The following is a 15,539-nucleotide window of genomic DNA, read 5'->3' as shown; positions in this document are numbered from 1 at the left end:
CGGCCCTGGCGGCGTCGGCCGAAAGGGCCATGCGTATGAGACGTCTGATCAAGCCGGGTCAACGCAAGGCCCGCCGCCCGCTCAAGGTGATGATGCTCGGCCTGCGCGGCCTGCCGCGGGTGCAGGGTGGAGTCGAGCGCCATGTCGAGGAACTCGCCCTGAGGCTCGCCAGGTCCGGCTGTTCGGTCGAGATCCTGGCGCGCGGCCCTTATGTCGAGCGGAAAGACCCGCACCGCTGGCGCGGCCTCGTCGTCACACCGCTGCCGTCGCCACGTGCCCGCTCGCTGGAAGCCGTGGTCCACACCCTCTTGGGCGTCGTGCACGCGGCGCGGCGCGGGCCGGACATCTTGCATATCCACGCGGTCGGCCCCTCGCTGCTCGTCCCGCTGGCGCGGGCCCTCGGCCTTCGCGTCGTCGTGACCCACCATGGCTTCGACTACGACCGTGCGAAGTGGGGACGTTTCGCGAAAGTCGCGCTGAGGCTCGGGGAATGGGCCGGCATGCGTTTCGCCAACCGGCGCATCGCCGTGTCACGCGTGATCGCGCGGACCATGAACACGCGCTACGGCGTGCTCGTCGACGCCGTGCCGAACGGCGTCACGCCGCAGCCGCAGCCATCGAGCATGGCGGCCTTGCGGCAGTTCGGGCTGACGCGACGGCGCTACGTCATCACCGTGAGCCGTCTCGTTCCGGAGAAGCGCCATCTCGACCTGATCGAGGCCTTCGCCCGAGGCGCGCCGGAGGGGTGGAAGCTCGCCATCGTCGGCGCGGCCGACCACGAGGACAATTATTCCCGTATGGTGCTCGCGGCGGCGGAGGCGACGCCGGGTGTGGTCGCGACGGGCTTCCAGAGCGGTCTGGCGCTTCGCGAGCTCATGGCGCATGCGGGCCTGTTCGTGCTCCCTTCAAGCCACGAAGGGCTGCCGATCGCGCTTCTCGAAGCCCTGGCGGACGGTCTGCCGGTGATCGCCAGCGATATCCCCGCCAACCGCGAGATCGGGCTGTCGGACGCGTGCTATTTTCCCGTTGGGGACGTCCCGGCACTGACGGCGGCGATCGCCCAATCCTGCGCCAGCTTTCACACCGACGCCGAGCGCGACGCCAGCCGCGCGCGGGTCGGTCGCGAGTACGACTGGGACCTGATCGCCGTCGACACCCGCGCCGTCTACGAGACTTTGCGGGAGGACGAGGATCCCGCCGCCATCCTGGGTGAGCTCACACCGCTTCCCCGGCCATCCCCGCGATAGACTGCTCTCCGAGTAGGCCGATTCGGGTTGAAGCGAGAGCGCAGCAGATCGAGATCCTGCCGCCGCCACACGAAAATCTCGGAGCGAGCCTGCGAGATTTTACTCAATGAGTTGTTTTGGAAGCATCGGCGTCGTCCCCGCTGGGCGGTGCATCGGGCTTGGCGGATTTCAGGGACCGCAGCAGGATCCACTTGTAGGGCCGGAGCCGTTGCCAGAGCCGAGAGGCGCGAAGACGCGTTAGAAGAGCGCCGGTCAGGACGTAGAGACGTCCGCGCAGGCTTACGGGAATCACCGCGATGTGGAGAGGCACGACCACGTCGCAATATTCGTACTTGTAGACCTCGTCGCCGATGCCGAAATCGAACCAGCGATAGCCGTGCGTGTGGCACCAGCGGATCAACTCGTCGTTGAGGATCCGGCCGGGTGAGAATTTGCGCCACTCGCCACCGGCATAAGCCGTCATCAGAAAATAGAAGCGGTCTTCATACACCAGGCCCCAATGGCTCGCGACGACCGTATCGCCGGCCCGGACCGCGGACAGATGAATCGGAGAGAGGTTCGCGAGCCGCCGCGTCGCCTCGTCGTAGAAGGCGCGCTTGCCGGGGATCTCGAAGCCCGGAACGCGGGTCTCGTGGAATTTCCGGGTCTTGTTCTCGATCATGTCGTCGAGGAACTGCCGGCCCTGCTCGGGCGAGTCGGCCACCTCCAGCGCCACGGCCTGATCCTTGGCAAGCTGGCGCATGTAGCGGACATGGCGCTTCGAGACCGGGATCCGCTTTTCAAGGTCTTCCTGGCCGACGGGCAGGCTCATCACATGGCCCGATTCGGGCATCTGGACGACATCGAGATGCATCAGCGGGTTCGCCTGTCCGCCGACTTCGGTGGGCATCTTGTCGAACACCGCCACGTCGAAACCGGGCAAGGCCGCCCGGATATCTTGCCAGAGCCGCTTCATCGCGTCCGCATCGAGGTTCGATGCAGGCGCAAACAACACCGGCTGGCTGTAATCGACGACGGTACCGTCGAGGAAACCGAGCACCCGGACGCCACGGATGCGTTCGATCCCGAGGGGGAGCAGCATCACGGTCTGCCCGGCGGCATCGGAGACGCCGACGAACAGCGCCCGGATCCGCCGCGCCGCGCCGATGGTATCGAGCCAGACTTCGAGGATGTCGGCGCATTGAAAGACGTGGCAGCGCGCCGAGCCCTGACGGTCGCTCCGGGGCCAATCCGGGAAGGCCGAGGGCGTATCGGCGACGCGTATTCGAAACGTATCGGCCGGTCCGCCGGCCACCGGGTCTACACGAGATGCGTCCGTCAGGATCACGAACGTCCCCCTCAAACAATGGCTGTGATGGCGCGAGTGCTCCGGACGCGTTTCGATCGCAACCTCACCGGAACCACGGCCGAGCGATGCGCTGCCGGCCGGCCTCGAACGTGACCGAACCAACGCCGAAGGCTCCCAAGTTCAATGAACCTGAGAGCACTCACGATAACCGTACCCAAGTGCTTAAAATTGATGGTGCTGCGAGGGGGGATCGAACCCACGACCTCCTCATTACCAATTTCAAAATTGCTATTACCCTGGTTCACTCGTGAGCACCCGCTACTGCTCTAAGCCTTTGTTACCATTGATTGATCGCCGTGCTATGATCACTCCTGTGTCACCATGGTTTCCTTCCACGGTGGTCACCAGGTGGTCACTGGAAGCGATGCCGTGCCTGAACATGCCAAGAAGCTCACAAAGCGGTTAATCGATCTCGCTGGTCCCGGCGAACGGCGGTTCGAAATTTGGGATGCCGAGTTGAAGGGCTTCGGCCTGCGCGTCGAACCCTCCGGCATAAAGTCGTTCATCCTCCGCTACAGGCCAGGGGGGCGACGCAGCGCCAAGCGGTTCGTCAACCTGGGGCGGTACGGCGCTGTCACGCCAGACGAAGCACGGCGACAGGCTCGAGAGCATCTCGGGGCGGTGGCACGCGGGATCGACCCGGCGCAGGAACGTGCGCGAAAACGAGCGGCCGCCACGGTGGGTGAAGCGGCTCAACGCTTCATCGACGAGCATGTCGTCCCGAAGCGGAAGCCCTCGACCATCGCGGGCTACCGTCACGCTTTCGACGCTCACATTCTTCCAGAATTCCGATCACGCCAAGCGGAGGGGGTGACCCGAGCCGATGTCGCCCGCCTGCACCATCGCCTTGAAGCTCGACCAGCTACGGCGAACTACGTGATGGCGGTGTTGAGTTCGTTCTACTCCTGGTGCGACCGACAAGGGCTGGTGCCTGAAGGCTACAATCCGGTCACCCGGTTGGAACGCTACCGTGAGCAGGGCCGCGAACGTTACCTGACCTCTGCCGAACTGAACCGCCTGGGCGACGCTTTAAGGGAGGCGGAGACCACCGGTCTCTCGTGGCAGGCTAACGAGTCGGGACCGCGAGCGAAGCACCTTGCAAAGGTGGAGAACAGGCGGACGGTGCTGGACCCTGGTGCCGTCGCGGCAATCCGACTGCTGATCCTGACCGGCGCACGCCTGCGCGAAATCCTGCACCTGCGATGGAACGAGGTAGACTTCGAGCGGGGGCTCGCCTTTCTACCCGACAGCAAGACGGGTCGGAAGACGCTCGTACTTAGCCGAGCAGCAATTCGCGTCATGGAGGAGCTACCGCGTGTCGGCTCAACCTTTGTGATCGCCGGCAGCAACGATGAAAAACCACGCGCCGACCTAAACAAGCCCTGGAAGGCGGTGCGCCGCCGGGCTGGATTGGCCGACGTGCGCTTGCACGACCTCAGACATACCTTCGCGTCGATCGGCGCGGGCGCGAGCCTTGGGCTGCCGATCGTCGGCAAGCTCCTCGGTCATACCCAACCGCAAACGACGGCCCGCTACGCCCACCTCGACGCAAGCCCCTTACGCCAGGCCGCTGACCTGATCGCTGACAGGCTCGAGGGAGCGATGGGTCAAGATCCGACTAAATCGACGCACTATTGTGGCTTAAGCCCGTGCGAACAGTTCCAACACTCCAGAAATACCAGGCGGGATCACAGGTAAGGCAGAAATAATACAAAATTACGGCTGCCGCTATTGTAAATTATTGTTTGGTATCGTCCATATTCCGTCTAAACCCATCATCAGATTCTTCTTTAATCTCTGCATTTTCTAGAAACTTGATGAAGTTCTTTCGATCTATATCGCTTTTCAAACAAAGAGTTACTTCAGAACCATGCCCCGTCACAAGCACATCATCTTTCTGCTGCAAAATACTAAAACCGGGACTGCTACAAACACGCTCAAGACCTTCGATTAGCGCTTCTCGAATGCTTTCTCCCTCGATTTTTGTAGAATTTAACCAAACAGTAAAATCATTTGTAGTACTCATACTTATCTACCTTAACTTTTTGTTTCGTCGTTCTTCGAAGCTCTATTACGGTAACGAGGCCCTATGTCAAAATTGTAGCCGAGCTCTTGTGAGCGAGTAGTCTCACCAGAATTAGAATGATAAATGCTCGGTACTCGTTTTTTTAGGTCAAATTCTTACGCTCATGGAGTAACTCCTCGCCACGATAGACGAGCCACCAGCCAAAGTGCAACGCTTGATACGGCGTGCATCCGCCTTTCTGACGTCGCTGGTGACAGCAGCCTATGCCGCCGCGTTGGCGGTCCTCGTGCATGCGCTCTTCTAGGGTAAGGCGGGCAGTGGTGCGACCCTGCTCATCGACGCCCAAAATATCTGAGGCACCAACGTCATTCGCCCTATGGTTCTGGACGAAGGATCGTGGTCGCGCGGCTTTTCGTGGTCATCCGAGCGCCCAAGACCCAGACTTTCTGTTCTCACAGTTGACCCCTGGCTCGCCGGAAAGACAACAAGGCTTCGTGCCGGGCTCCATGGACTACCGTTTCCTCGCCTGCACCAATGCGATTGCCTTCTCGCCTACCGATATCCTTCCGCTGACGCCACGCGCTAAACTGCTGATGATGACAGAAACCCTAATCTCGCTACTCACCGTGGCCCTGGTGGCGGCCCGCGCTGTGAACTTCCTCGCCTAGGCTGCATAACGCGCCGTGTGGCCGCTGCTCTCGCAGATAGCGTCCGTCAAGCCAGTGGTAGACTTGGACAATAAGCAGTAACTGGGAAGTACAGATGCCGGTACGGCTGGCAGACAAGCGGATTAAGTACGTTTGATTTTGCCCGTCCCTTCTCCTCCCGATCCTAATTCACGCGCTGGACGTCAACGGTCTCCTGACTGATGACACGAAATCGGATAGCTATGCATCTAGATTTTCCTGACGATATGTTCCACTTCGGCTATTAAGGTAACCACATCATCGAAATACTGCTTTAGTACCCGGATACCAAGATTCTGGGCTCCTCCGTGTGAGACTGAATTGCGGACCGCGTAGCAGGACGACACGCTCTCCTTCACGCGCTGGTTCGCAGCAATGAACACCTCGAGAGCCGCGCCCCATGATGTGTCGAAGCGGTTGAGTAGGGCCACGATCCTGTCGCAGTCGTAGTTTGAGCCTGCCCCAAAGTACCGCCGCAGGAAGACTGACATCTGCGGGGGCATGGTCCCCTCGAATTTCTCGCACAAGATGAGCTCGAGGCAACGCTCTAGGTGCCCGCAGACCAGAACGCTGCCAAAGCGGCACAGGTAGGACGAAACTTCCGCGGCGTGGGACGTGTTTCCTGCCTCGGTGATGACCCTCTCGAGCGCAACCAACCTCTGGTCGATCGAAAAGGACACTTCAGCATCCCACGAAAGCGGCAATCGCCACCCGACTGCGTGTTTTTACTGCCTCCTCGTCGGCAGTCGCGCGCTCGCTGGCGGCAGTAAATTCTTTGTCGGCGAGCAGCGAATCATATGCTGTCCTGAGCTTGTCCTTGTCGATAGGCGTATCGTCTTTCTCAATCCTACTTGAAACTCCCAACATGACGGCCTCAAAGACTGCGGCGTTCAGGGTCCCCCGCGGCCGAAAGGCACTTTTACCCTTAACATCGTAGATCACTTGAATGGTGTCCGTGAATATTTTCGAATATCTTTCTAGTGCGATATGGTCCACATTCTTCAATTCATCAGCGAAATCGTTTAGAAAATCCCGCATCGGCCGAGAGTACTTGTCTAACCGCGCTCTCATTGCCAAGAAACGCAGCACTAACTCCTCGTCTTTCAACCTAGAATTTTTCTTTTCGCCAAAAATAGATCGCCATGCGTTATTGTTATTCAGAGCACGCACTGTTGACAGAAGCGTGCCTTCGTAGATGGCGTTTCGGATTTCCTGAGGCGACAATCGGATCCCGCCCGAGTTGATCCGCTCAAACACGAAATAGAGGCTCCGGTGAGCCTGCTTCGGTGTGTCCTGATGAAAGATCGTAGAGTGAATAATCGAATCTCCGAGTCTTAATTTATCTGCCGGAGTAAGCTGATCGTATGATAGATTATTCCATTGATCTGCAACTCCGGTCAGACGAAATTTCTTCTCCAAAAATACGCCGTCGTAAAAATACTGAAGTGATCTCAGTCTTTGTTGCCCGTCCACAACCATATGCCTGTTGGTCTCAGTCTCCCGGTATAGGAAGATCCCGGGTACCGGCAAGCCCATTAGAAGAGACTCTATGAACCGCGATGCATGGCGCTGGGACCATACGAACCTGCGCTGGAACGGAGGGATGAAGAACGCGCCCGACTTCAAGCGCGAGATCACGGTGTCGATGGGGTAGTCGGCTCCATAGCTGGTAATGACGAATTTAACGTCACCCGGCTGCTCGAGAAGCGTCTCGTCCTCAACGCCGGCCGTCTCCAACGCAAGCTCATACTCGTCCTCAATCTCCACAGGCTGGCCGGAAGGGATTTCGTCGTCTTCGGTCGGATCGGGCATTGTGAGCTCGCGCTGGCAGCGTGAATCGTCCTGATTACCAACAAGCTTGTCAACCATAGGGACAGGTCCGGGGTGCATCCGTTGCCGAGCCACGTTGGTTTTGCGAATCCAAAAGCCATGCGAGCAATAGGACCAGAGCCCAACAGATTGTGCCTCCCAAACAACTGATCCGATCTCCCGTATGACCGGGCGGCGGTTCGCAGACAGTGATGAGATTGTAACGTCAGCTTTTGTGCCAAGACCTAATGTCGGCAAGTGGAGCGATGCCGAGTCAGTCGTGACTTCTCCAACATCAGGGTATACCCCAGCGTTGCGTAACCTTACGATCCAGACATGTCGTCACTTTAGGGCGGAAATCTATCGAAGTGACACTTGTTCGCGCAACCCTACACCTTGATGTGACGATTGCTTGGCCAACGAGCTGAATGTCCCACCCCCTCGTCGCTCGACCCAGGCGGTAACGTGTAGATCGATGAGGCTGTGCCCGACCACTATCGCAAGGGGCACGAAGGGGGTGAGATACTCTTTCACATGCTGCCCGGTAACTGGGGCCATCAGCGGTAGTGCGGGTCACCCCGCACGACCGACACCGCATCGAGTAGCCCGCACGTCTCGCGCAACTGGGCGATGAACTCGGGACGTTGCAAGCGGCGATCCGCGTAAATCACAAAGCGCCCGGCCGGGCGTTCGTAAACTATGCGCCCGCGCGGCCAGTGGTCGTACTCGCTGCACGCGATCTCGCTTGGGTAGCCCTCGGCTCGCAACTGCTTCGCCCCCAGCGCCTGCCAGACGTCCCAGCGTTCGTAATGGCCTCCCGCGTGGGTGAGGCAGTCGCCGTAGGTCTCGGCCTGTGCCAAGGGCGTGCGCTCAACCAGGAGGTAGTCGCCGATCCGCCAGAAGATTCCGACCGACGGTTGTGCCAGCGTCGTGGCGGCGGTGGGGGCCAGGGCGAGCTTCATAGCCTCATCTTGCCGTGATAAAGCTTGGCCGTGTCAACTTATCCCGACCACACGAGGCCACCCGTTGGCACCGCCACAGCCTCAGGGGCCTTCCGCGCCTGCGTGCATCGCGGCACGCGCGAGATAGGCGGAACGTGCGTTGAGTTGGCTTTCGCCGGAGAGCGCTTACTCCTCGACCTCGGTCTGCCCCTCGACGCCGATCCGACGGCCGACCCGGCGCTGCTTCTGCCCCCAGTGGCAGGCTTGCGCGAACCTGAGCCGGGACTAAGGGGTATCGTCGTATCGCATGGCCACGCTGACCATTGGGGCCTGCTTCCTGCTGTAATTGCATCCGTGCCGGTCGTCGTGGGCGCTGCCACAACACGCATCCTACGTGCCGCTGCCCCCTTCGTGCCTCGCTTTTTGCCGGCAGCCTTCCGAGCGGAAAGCCATCCCGTGTTGGAGAACGGCGTTCCACTGCCGCTCGGGCCATTCCGGGTAACTCCCACCCTTGTCGATCATTCAGCCTACGATGCCTATGCCTTGCTGGTGGAAGCTGGCGGTCGGCGGCTATTCTATTCCGGCGATTTGCGAGCGCACGGTCGCAAAGGAGCGCTATTCGAACGCCTGCTGCGCTCGCCGCCGCGCGGCGTGAATACAATGCTGATGGAGGGATCGAGCCTCGGTCGGCTCGGCCCCGAACAACGCTTCCCGAGCGAGAGCGAGATCGAGACCGCTTTCGTTGTGCGCCTAAGGGCACCGGGCTTCGTGGCAGTTTGCGCCTCGGCGCAAAACATCGACCGCGTTGTTTCGCTCTACCGCGCCTGCAAAAAGACCGGGCGCACCCTCGTGCTCGACCTGTACGCTCTGGAGGTGCTGCGCGCGACGGAGAATCCTAACATTCCCGTGGCCGGGTGGCCCAACCTCGCGGTCTACGTGCCGCAATATCAGCGCCGGCACATCGCACGAACGAAACGCTTCGATTTGCTCGCCCCCTACAAGCCTTATCGCATCTACCCGGAGGGGCTAGCCGCGCTCGCGCCGCGCGCCGTCATGCTGTTTCGACAGGCGATGTTGCCCGACATCGACTCGCTTGGACCGGCGGTCTGGACCGGCGCACGGGCGATCTGGTCGCAGTGGGACGGCTACCTCAAGGATCAGACGGGGTCCGGGGCGAAGCTGCGCGCGGATATTGTGGCGCGCGGGGTCGACTTCGAGGTGGTCCATACCTCGGGACACGCCAGCATCTCGGACCTCAAGTGCCTCGTGGAAGCAGTCCGTCCTGATTCACTGGTACCGGTGCATACCTTCGCGGGCGACCGTTTTCCAGAGTACTTCGGGCCGAGCGTCGTGCGACGTGCCGATGGTGAGTGGTGGGATGTTTGAAGTCAGCATACAATCAATTTGAATAACTCAATTTTCGACCTGACACCTTAGAGGCATTTAAAAAATGCCGCCTGCGCGGCTGGCGGATTTAAAAGGCAAAGCCATATCGTTTGCTCCGATCTGCACTTCAGCAGCTACAAGACTGTGGCAAGGAAATATGAGCGATGGCAGATTCGTCGGTCGACCTCGAAGACCTCCTCGTCAATGTCTGTGACCCCGACGATCCAACGCCTCGTCAGCTACTAGTCATCTTCCAAGACATAGTGGCCCGTCTAAATGCCCAAGGTCTTTCCTACGCCGTGCTTGGCCGTATTGCACTCGCTAACTACGCCGAGCCACAGTATGTTAGTGAAATAGAGATTGTGGCGGCTCTGCATGAAATCGAGCCGGAGCATACCGCGACACTGGTGCATCAGACCAGAGCGCAATTCGCTATGCACATGGATCAACGCACCCGCACTAACGCGATTAGTTTATCGCTGAGGAACTGCACTGGCCTTGTCGAGACCAAATTACTGACGGAGGCGACGACTTGTACGTGGCTCGGGATTACAACTCGACTGGCTAGCCCCGAACACCTTTTGTGGCTTTGGTGTCTATCCCATGCGCCCGACCATGGTGCTGATGCAGTCGCGCTAATAAGAGGGAACGCGGTAAACCTGCAGCGCGTCCAAAGTCTCCTGCGTGAGGTGGACGACGTGGAGGAGATAGCCCAGGGGCGATTGCGTATGGCGATTGGCGAGGCCGTTCTGGCAACCGAGTTCTCATTTTCTCGCTATATGGAGGAACGACGTTCTTGTCTGAAGCCGGACTAGGTTTCGGTCTACCATTTGGTCAATCGAGTCAATGGGATGCAATTTGTCGCCAACTTTCATACTTTCTCGTCCGCGAACAACACGAGCTAAGTCAAACGACGGAAATTGCCGATCAAAGTTCCCGAATATGAAATGATCAGTATTGATCTTGATGCCCTGGACGCAGCGATTGATAGAGACTGAAAAATCATTCTTTCGATGCGATTAGCCGCAAGATTTCTGCGTGTTCTGTAGGCGATAGACGCTGAAGAGTATTGCGCAAGCTCTGGCAGAGTAAATCCCTGATGGGACGCCGCCCTTCCGCATACGACACTGGCTTACCGCCGTGACTTGCGAGCCGGTGTTCGTAGAAGAGGCAAAGCCAAAGTTCCAGCGGCGTCCCCGCCCAGGCACCGATTGCCTCAGCATTAGCGAGTTTGGCGTTAGCGAAGTTACCGAGCTCCGTGACACCGATGGTCCGGGCTGCCTCGTGACCGTTGATCAAGCGGGCGAACTCAATTGACTCGATCCATGCGAACGGGTTCGGGATCGCGTCGAACGCTCCCGCGCAGACCCGCGTGAGCCAATCGTCGCTCGCGGCAACCGAAAGCTCGACCCGGAAGGTGGAATTCGCCCTCCACAAACCGAAGCCCAGGTGGAATAGGTCGATCTGGTCGGCGAAGGGCAGCGCGCGAAGCGCGCCGAGGTCGAGCCGTCCGGCACGCGGATTGTAGTCCACGAGGACCACAACGGCGCGCATATCCTTGATGCGGTCCGACACGGGAAGCCGCTGGATCTTGGCCTGTGCCAAATCGCTCAGCCCGTTCAAAAGCCCGAGCCGCGCCTTCTGCCGGAGTTGACCCTGCAAATCGCGGGCGAAGGTCGGCAGGGTGCCTCGCAGATCCTCGAAGTAACGAGACAACTGGGCAGCCACACCCTCGACCCCGCCGCCAAGCCCGAACTTGACCTCAATCAGCGCAGGCGCGAGCGCGTTGTTCGTTATGCGACGGTCGCCGGGCCAGTATACGCCCACCACGTCGGTGCGGCCCTTGCCCTCCTCAGCGATGCCCTGGCGGTCAACCGCGATGTAGTCGGAGTTCAGGTTCTCGCGGTTGTTCACCCGTATGAGAAGCTGCTCGAACTCGATCTCTCTGCCGCGTGCAGCGTGCAGAGCGATGCTCTGTTTTATGTCCGGGACCTCAGTCTTGCAGAAGGCCGCGACCTGCTCGGCCACCCGCACGTCGAGACTTTGTGCGTCCCAGAACTTCTTGTGCGACAGAAGGCGGTAGCCTTCCCGTAGGCGCTTCACACTAACGAGGCGTTGACCTTTGCAGTAGACATCGAGGATGTCTGTTCTGATCTCGGCGATGAGGTCTCGATCTTGCTGGACCAAGGTGAGGAGCGGGGTGAGCGGCCCTGCGATGAGATCGCGCACGAAATCATCTTCGAGAATGCGGGGTAAGCGCAGGTTAGTGCTCACAGGCGAGTCCGACACAGAGGGGTGTTGACAGCGACTAGTCCGGCTGTGGTTCATGAGGTGGGCTATCACACCCTGAGGTGACATCCCATGGCCCGCATCGGTTACGCCCGCGTGTCGACCCTTGACCAGGATCTCGACGGACAGCTTGCCCGCCTGAAGGCCGAAGGCTGCGCCGTCATCCGGTCAGAGAAGGTATCAGGCGCGAGCCGTGATGGCCGCCCTGAACTCGCCACCGTTCTCCAGTTCCTCCGCCAGGGCGACGAGTTGGTCGTCACCCGCCTTGATCGGCTGGGACGCGACACACGGGATGTTCTGAACGTCGTTCACGAAGCTGAGCAGCGAGGCGCGAGCGTCACCGTGCTCGACCCTCACGTTTCGACCCGCGGGGAGATGGGTCACGTTGTGCTGACCGTTCTCGGCATGGTCGCGCAGATGGAGCGACGGTTCATCAAGGAGCGGCAGCGCGAGGGCATTGCCCAAGCGAAGGCGGCTGGCGTTTACACCGGCGGCAAGCGCCGCCTCGACCGTGAGGAGGTGCGGACGCTGCACGCTGCCGGAAATGGTCCAGCCGCGATCGCCGCTGCGCTTGGCTGCTCACGGATGCAGGTCTATCGGATCTTGCAGGCCAAATAGGTTCGATGCTGCCGCCGTGGCAGCCCAGCCGGGGAACTCAGCGGCGAAGCTGGAAACGTGAGCCCGAGCTGCTACGTGCAATGCACGTCGTTCAGTGGCACTCTTTCCCAGCTTCACAAAGAAGTGGACTGTCTTGAAGGGTGATCTGAATCTTGGTGACGGCATGCTGTAAAACGTTATATATGTGGCGAGAAAAAGTATGAAACGTGTTTTTCAAATTCTAATTTGCTTATTGATCGCATATGCATACAATTTGCGCAGTGCGAGCGCCAGCAATATTTTTTTATGCGATTCTAATCTTAGAAGTTTTAGGATTTATAGCGACGCATATGTATTAGAGGAATCCCAAGGGCCTAGCGAGCCAAAAGTAAAACTTCTGACTGAAACAATTTTACCAAATCAGCCTCCTCTCAAGAAGTCTGAGTCTGATTTGACGCCGGAGGAAATGGAACAAATCAAATCAAAGTTCGTTCCAATTGGGCTAAAATGTCCAGATAAACCGGGAGAAGGTCTTTTAGAACTGATAAAGAAAAATCAACACGGCATGATTTCTCGCGCGAGATTCTACACCAAAGTAAAAACAGTCTACCGTGTTACATTGGAGGCAGCAGTACCAAATGGTCGCTTTGAGATGGTTAAAGATGTCATTGCTGCCAATGATCCTTCAGGTGAAGACCTGGAATTTGCCATAAAAGCAACAAAGAACGTAGACCCAATTCGCGATAAGGTCTGCGAAGGACCGAATGATAATAAACAGAAGTTTAAAAGTTTAATGGAAAGTAATCTAAAATATCTCAAAAATGCTGGATCGATGGATAAAAATATCAATCAAGATCCAATGCAAATAAAATAGAAGCGTATTCGCCCGGCCCCTTATGCGGATTGGATTTCGCTAGAGCCGTACCCGACCCGATTGCATCGGGTCGGCGTCTCTAAGCCTTTGTTGTGACGCGCTTTCTTTCGACCAACCGGCAACCACTTGGTCGGAAAGCGCTCTAGCTCCCTCGTGGAATGGGCCAGAGTGACCTTGAGTGTTTAAGCCGCCAGAAGTTGATTGAGCTGGTGCTGCGGATCCAGCGCCCGGAAAAAACCTCGCGCGCCTCCCCGAAGCCGCCTGCGATGGACCGCAAGGAGCGGCGGGAGCATTGCCAGCCCGGAGGGGCGAAGCCCGGTCATGAGGGTCGTAGCCGCGTGATGAGAGACGAGCCCGATGCGGTTGACGACCATCGTCCCCATCGCTGCGCGTGCTGTGGCGGCGACCTGCACGCGGCGTTGTCGGCCGAGATCGTCAGCGTTTCCGAGCGGATCGAGTTGCTGGAGGTCGCACCGGCCGTCACCCAGCATCGACGGCTGGCGGTGCACTGCCTGACCTGCGGGACGCAGGTGGTTGCAGCCGTGCCGGAGGCGGCGAGGGGAACACCTTTCGGCCCGCGGCTGCATGCTGTGGGGAAGTATCTCAAACCCTTCCCGGCTATCCTACACGGTTGCAGGCGGCGCTCTCCCACCTGTTCGGCCTCATGCTCAGCCAGGGTGGGCTGATGAACCTGCTCCAGCGCGCGCAGAAGCCCTTGCGCTCCGGGCGCGGCGAAGCTGTCTTGACCCTGCGCCGGGCCACGGTGGTCGCCTCGGACGAGACCGGCGTGCGCATTGAGGGCAGCAACGCTTATCATTGGGTCTTCCACGCAGCCGACGCGGAGGTGCACACGGCTTCTTCGACGCGGTTGGGCTGTCGTCGTGCGGGAGATGATGGACGGTCACGGGCCCGCGGTGTGAATCTCGGACCGCTACACTGTACAGCAAGGACACGGGGCTGCGCATCAGACCTGCCTCGCCCATCTCGCCGGCGCTGTCGCCTGCGTCGGCGAGGCCAGCGACGAACCCGTGCCCTAACGTTTGCAGCTCTGGCTGCGATCCGTGTTCGCCGTGGCCGAGCTCATCACCGGTCTGGCCGCCTCGACGCTGGCTACCAAGCGCCGGGGCTTGGATCGGCAGATCGTCGCCATCTTCACCAAGCCGAGCCACTGCGACATAACCCGCGACTTGCAGGCCAAGATCCGCCGGGCTCGCCATCAGCTCCTCGTCGTCCTCGCCCATCCCGGCGCGGCCGAACCGACCAACAGCGGATCCGAGCAGCAACTGCGCCCGGCCGAGGTCCAACGGAAGATCACGAGCAGCTACCGCGCGATTTGGGCCGCCGAGGGCGAGGCCGCTATCCGCACCGTGGTTGATACCATACGCCTCGCAGGCAGCAGCCCCTTCGGCTCCATCCTAAAAACCATCGACGCCTGTACCCCGCCGTAACAGGGGTGAGTATTTACTCTTGCGGAATCATCGGTGTTTATTGGAGCGGTCACGAACATCGCCGCTCAGGCGACGTTGCACATTGTCGGCAGGGGCGGGCGTCAGATGAGCCAGACTATAATGAGATTGATTGGCGTCCTCGTGGCGCTCGCCGCGCAGACCAGTAGCAGTTCCGCCTTGGAAGTGTCCCGAAGCCTCTCTGTCAACGCGTCGCCGGCCGCGGTCTGGGCGATCATCGGCGACTTTTGCGCCATCGCCCGATGGCCCCCCCAGGTCGAACGATGCATTCTGTCTCATGACGGCGACGGTGAGGGTGAGACCGTCGTAATTCGTGGGCTGGCCGCCTCAGCCGGTTTGGGAGCGATCATTGTGGTCGAGGCAGAAAAGCAATCTTTGCCTGAAGCCGAAGTTTCACAGCGTGCTGATACGAATAGAAAAAATGAAATCGAAAATACTTCGGAAATTGAACGTTTCAAGCTCAAGTCCATGCCAATTGGTTTGAAATGTCCAACGATACCTGGGACAGGCGTGCTTGAGTTAATTAGAAAAAATCAGACCGGCATGTTGTATCGTGCTAGATTTTACATGAAGAATAGGACTGCATACCGCGTCACTTTAGAATCAGCGGCTGCAGAAGGACGTTTCGTTATTACAAGAGACGTGAATGCAAATGAAGATCCGTCAGCTGAAGATCTCGATTTTGCTGTTAAATTCGTTAAGGCAATGAATCCAGTTCGTGAAGTAGTTTGCGAAGGTTCTGATGACTCGAGGCAAAAATATATGTCGCTCATGAGGGATAATATTGAGCTTTTGAAAAAATATGAACAGCGCGCTAAACAAAAATAGTAGTACCCCCCCCTCATGCGGGTTGGGGTTCGCGGACTCCCT

The 15,539-nt window shown here is 59.0% G+C and carries 14 protein-coding genes and 1 pseudogene; 9 read left to right on the top strand and 6 right to left on the bottom strand.

Annotated features, from left to right (window positions below; genetic code table 11):
- Nucleotides 1-29: 29 nt before the first annotated feature.
- Nucleotides 30-1,247, top strand: a complete 1,218-nt coding sequence (locus MFF07_RS01450) for a glycosyltransferase family 4 protein (protein WP_238230457.1) — start codon at nucleotides 30-32, stop codon at nucleotides 1,245-1,247.
- 103 nt (nucleotides 1,248-1,350) lie between these two features.
- On the opposite strand, the gene MFF07_RS01445 is transcribed toward MFF07_RS01450, so the two are convergent.
- Nucleotides 1,351-2,574: a GNAT family N-acetyltransferase gene (locus tag MFF07_RS01445; RefSeq protein WP_238230456.1), complete on the bottom strand. Its 1,224-nt coding sequence runs from the start codon at nucleotides 2,572-2,574 to the stop codon at nucleotides 1,351-1,353.
- A 342-nt stretch (nucleotides 2,575-2,916) separates the two neighbouring features.
- Between MFF07_RS01445 and MFF07_RS01440 the strand changes: the two genes are divergently transcribed.
- Complete coding sequence (locus tag MFF07_RS01440; protein WP_238230455.1) at nucleotides 2,917-4,293, top strand: tyrosine-type recombinase/integrase; 1,377 nt, start codon at nucleotides 2,917-2,919, stop codon at nucleotides 4,291-4,293.
- 40 nt (nucleotides 4,294-4,333) lie between these two features.
- On the opposite strand, the gene MFF07_RS01435 is transcribed toward MFF07_RS01440, so the two are convergent.
- Entirely contained in the window at nucleotides 4,334-4,621 is a 288-nt protein-coding gene (locus MFF07_RS01435) for a hypothetical protein (protein WP_238230453.1), read from the bottom strand.
- A gap of 506 nt (nucleotides 4,622-5,127) precedes the next feature.
- Between MFF07_RS01435 and MFF07_RS01430 the strand changes: the two genes are divergently transcribed.
- Nucleotides 5,128-5,289 (top strand): hypothetical protein, encoded by a 162-nt coding sequence (locus MFF07_RS01430; protein ID WP_238230450.1) that lies wholly within the window; start codon nucleotides 5,128-5,130, stop codon nucleotides 5,287-5,289.
- A 227-nt stretch (nucleotides 5,290-5,516) separates the two neighbouring features.
- Here the strand turns inward: MFF07_RS01430 and MFF07_RS01425 are convergent, their stop codons facing one another.
- The 3 genes from MFF07_RS01425 to MFF07_RS01415 all read right to left on the bottom strand — a co-directional run bounded on the left by MFF07_RS01425 (nucleotide 5,517) and on the right by MFF07_RS01415 (nucleotide 8,078).
- Complete coding sequence (locus MFF07_RS01425; protein WP_238230448.1) at nucleotides 5,517-5,987, bottom strand: HEPN domain-containing protein; 471 nt, start codon at nucleotides 5,985-5,987, stop codon at nucleotides 5,517-5,519.
- Nucleotide 5,988: 1 nt separating this feature from the next.
- Complete coding sequence (locus MFF07_RS01420) at nucleotides 5,989-7,176, bottom strand: DUF262 domain-containing protein (protein WP_238230446.1); 1,188 nt, start codon at nucleotides 7,174-7,176, stop codon at nucleotides 5,989-5,991.
- A gap of 497 nt (nucleotides 7,177-7,673) precedes the next feature.
- A complete protein-coding gene (locus MFF07_RS01415) occupies nucleotides 7,674-8,078 on the bottom strand; it encodes a hypothetical protein (RefSeq protein WP_238230444.1) in 405 nt (134 codons plus the stop codon).
- 144 nt (nucleotides 8,079-8,222) lie between these two features.
- On the opposite strand from MFF07_RS01415, the gene MFF07_RS01410 reads away from it, so the two are divergent.
- The gene (locus MFF07_RS01410; protein ID WP_238230442.1) at nucleotides 8,223-9,443 is read left to right on the top strand and encodes an MBL fold metallo-hydrolase; all 1,221 of its coding nucleotides are present in this window, start codon (nucleotides 8,223-8,225) and stop codon (nucleotides 9,441-9,443) included.
- Between the two features lie 164 nt (nucleotides 9,444-9,607).
- Nucleotides 9,608-10,258 (top strand): hypothetical protein, encoded by a 651-nt coding sequence (locus tag MFF07_RS01405; protein ID WP_238230440.1) that lies wholly within the window; start codon nucleotides 9,608-9,610, stop codon nucleotides 10,256-10,258.
- A 187-nt stretch (nucleotides 10,259-10,445) separates the two neighbouring features.
- On the opposite strand, the gene MFF07_RS01400 is transcribed toward MFF07_RS01405, so the two are convergent.
- The gene (locus tag MFF07_RS01400) at nucleotides 10,446-11,717 is read right to left on the bottom strand and encodes a hypothetical protein (protein WP_238230438.1); all 1,272 of its coding nucleotides are present in this window, start codon (nucleotides 11,715-11,717) and stop codon (nucleotides 10,446-10,448) included.
- 87 nt (nucleotides 11,718-11,804) lie between these two features.
- Here MFF07_RS01400 and MFF07_RS01395 point away from each other — a divergent pair, with 87 nt between their 5' ends.
- The 4 genes and pseudogenes from MFF07_RS01395 (at nucleotide 11,805) to MFF07_RS01380 (ending at nucleotide 15,497) form a co-directional block, all read left to right on the top strand.
- Nucleotides 11,805-12,350 carry a recombinase family protein gene (locus tag MFF07_RS01395; RefSeq protein WP_238230436.1) on the top strand — a complete coding sequence of 182 codons (546 nt, stop codon included), beginning with the start codon at nucleotides 11,805-11,807 and terminating at the stop codon, nucleotides 12,348-12,350.
- Between the two features lie 199 nt (nucleotides 12,351-12,549).
- Nucleotides 12,550-13,203, top strand: a complete 654-nt coding sequence (locus tag MFF07_RS01390; protein ID WP_238230434.1) for a hypothetical protein — start codon at nucleotides 12,550-12,552, stop codon at nucleotides 13,201-13,203.
- Between the two features lie 158 nt (nucleotides 13,204-13,361).
- Nucleotides 13,362-14,651 (top strand): annotated as a pseudogene (gene tnpC / locus MFF07_RS01385) (IS66 family transposase).
- Between the two features lie 33 nt (nucleotides 14,652-14,684).
- Nucleotides 14,685-15,497 (top strand): SRPBCC family protein, encoded by an 813-nt coding sequence (locus tag MFF07_RS01380; RefSeq protein ID WP_238230433.1) that lies wholly within the window; start codon nucleotides 14,685-14,687, stop codon nucleotides 15,495-15,497.
- Nucleotides 15,498-15,539 lie beyond the last annotated feature (42 nt).

The organism is Methylobacterium thuringiense, from assembly GCF_022179645.1.
GTDB lineage: Bacteria > Pseudomonadota > Alphaproteobacteria > Rhizobiales > Beijerinckiaceae > Methylobacterium > Methylobacterium thuringiense.
This window is presented reverse-complemented; position numbering and strand designations above follow the sequence as displayed.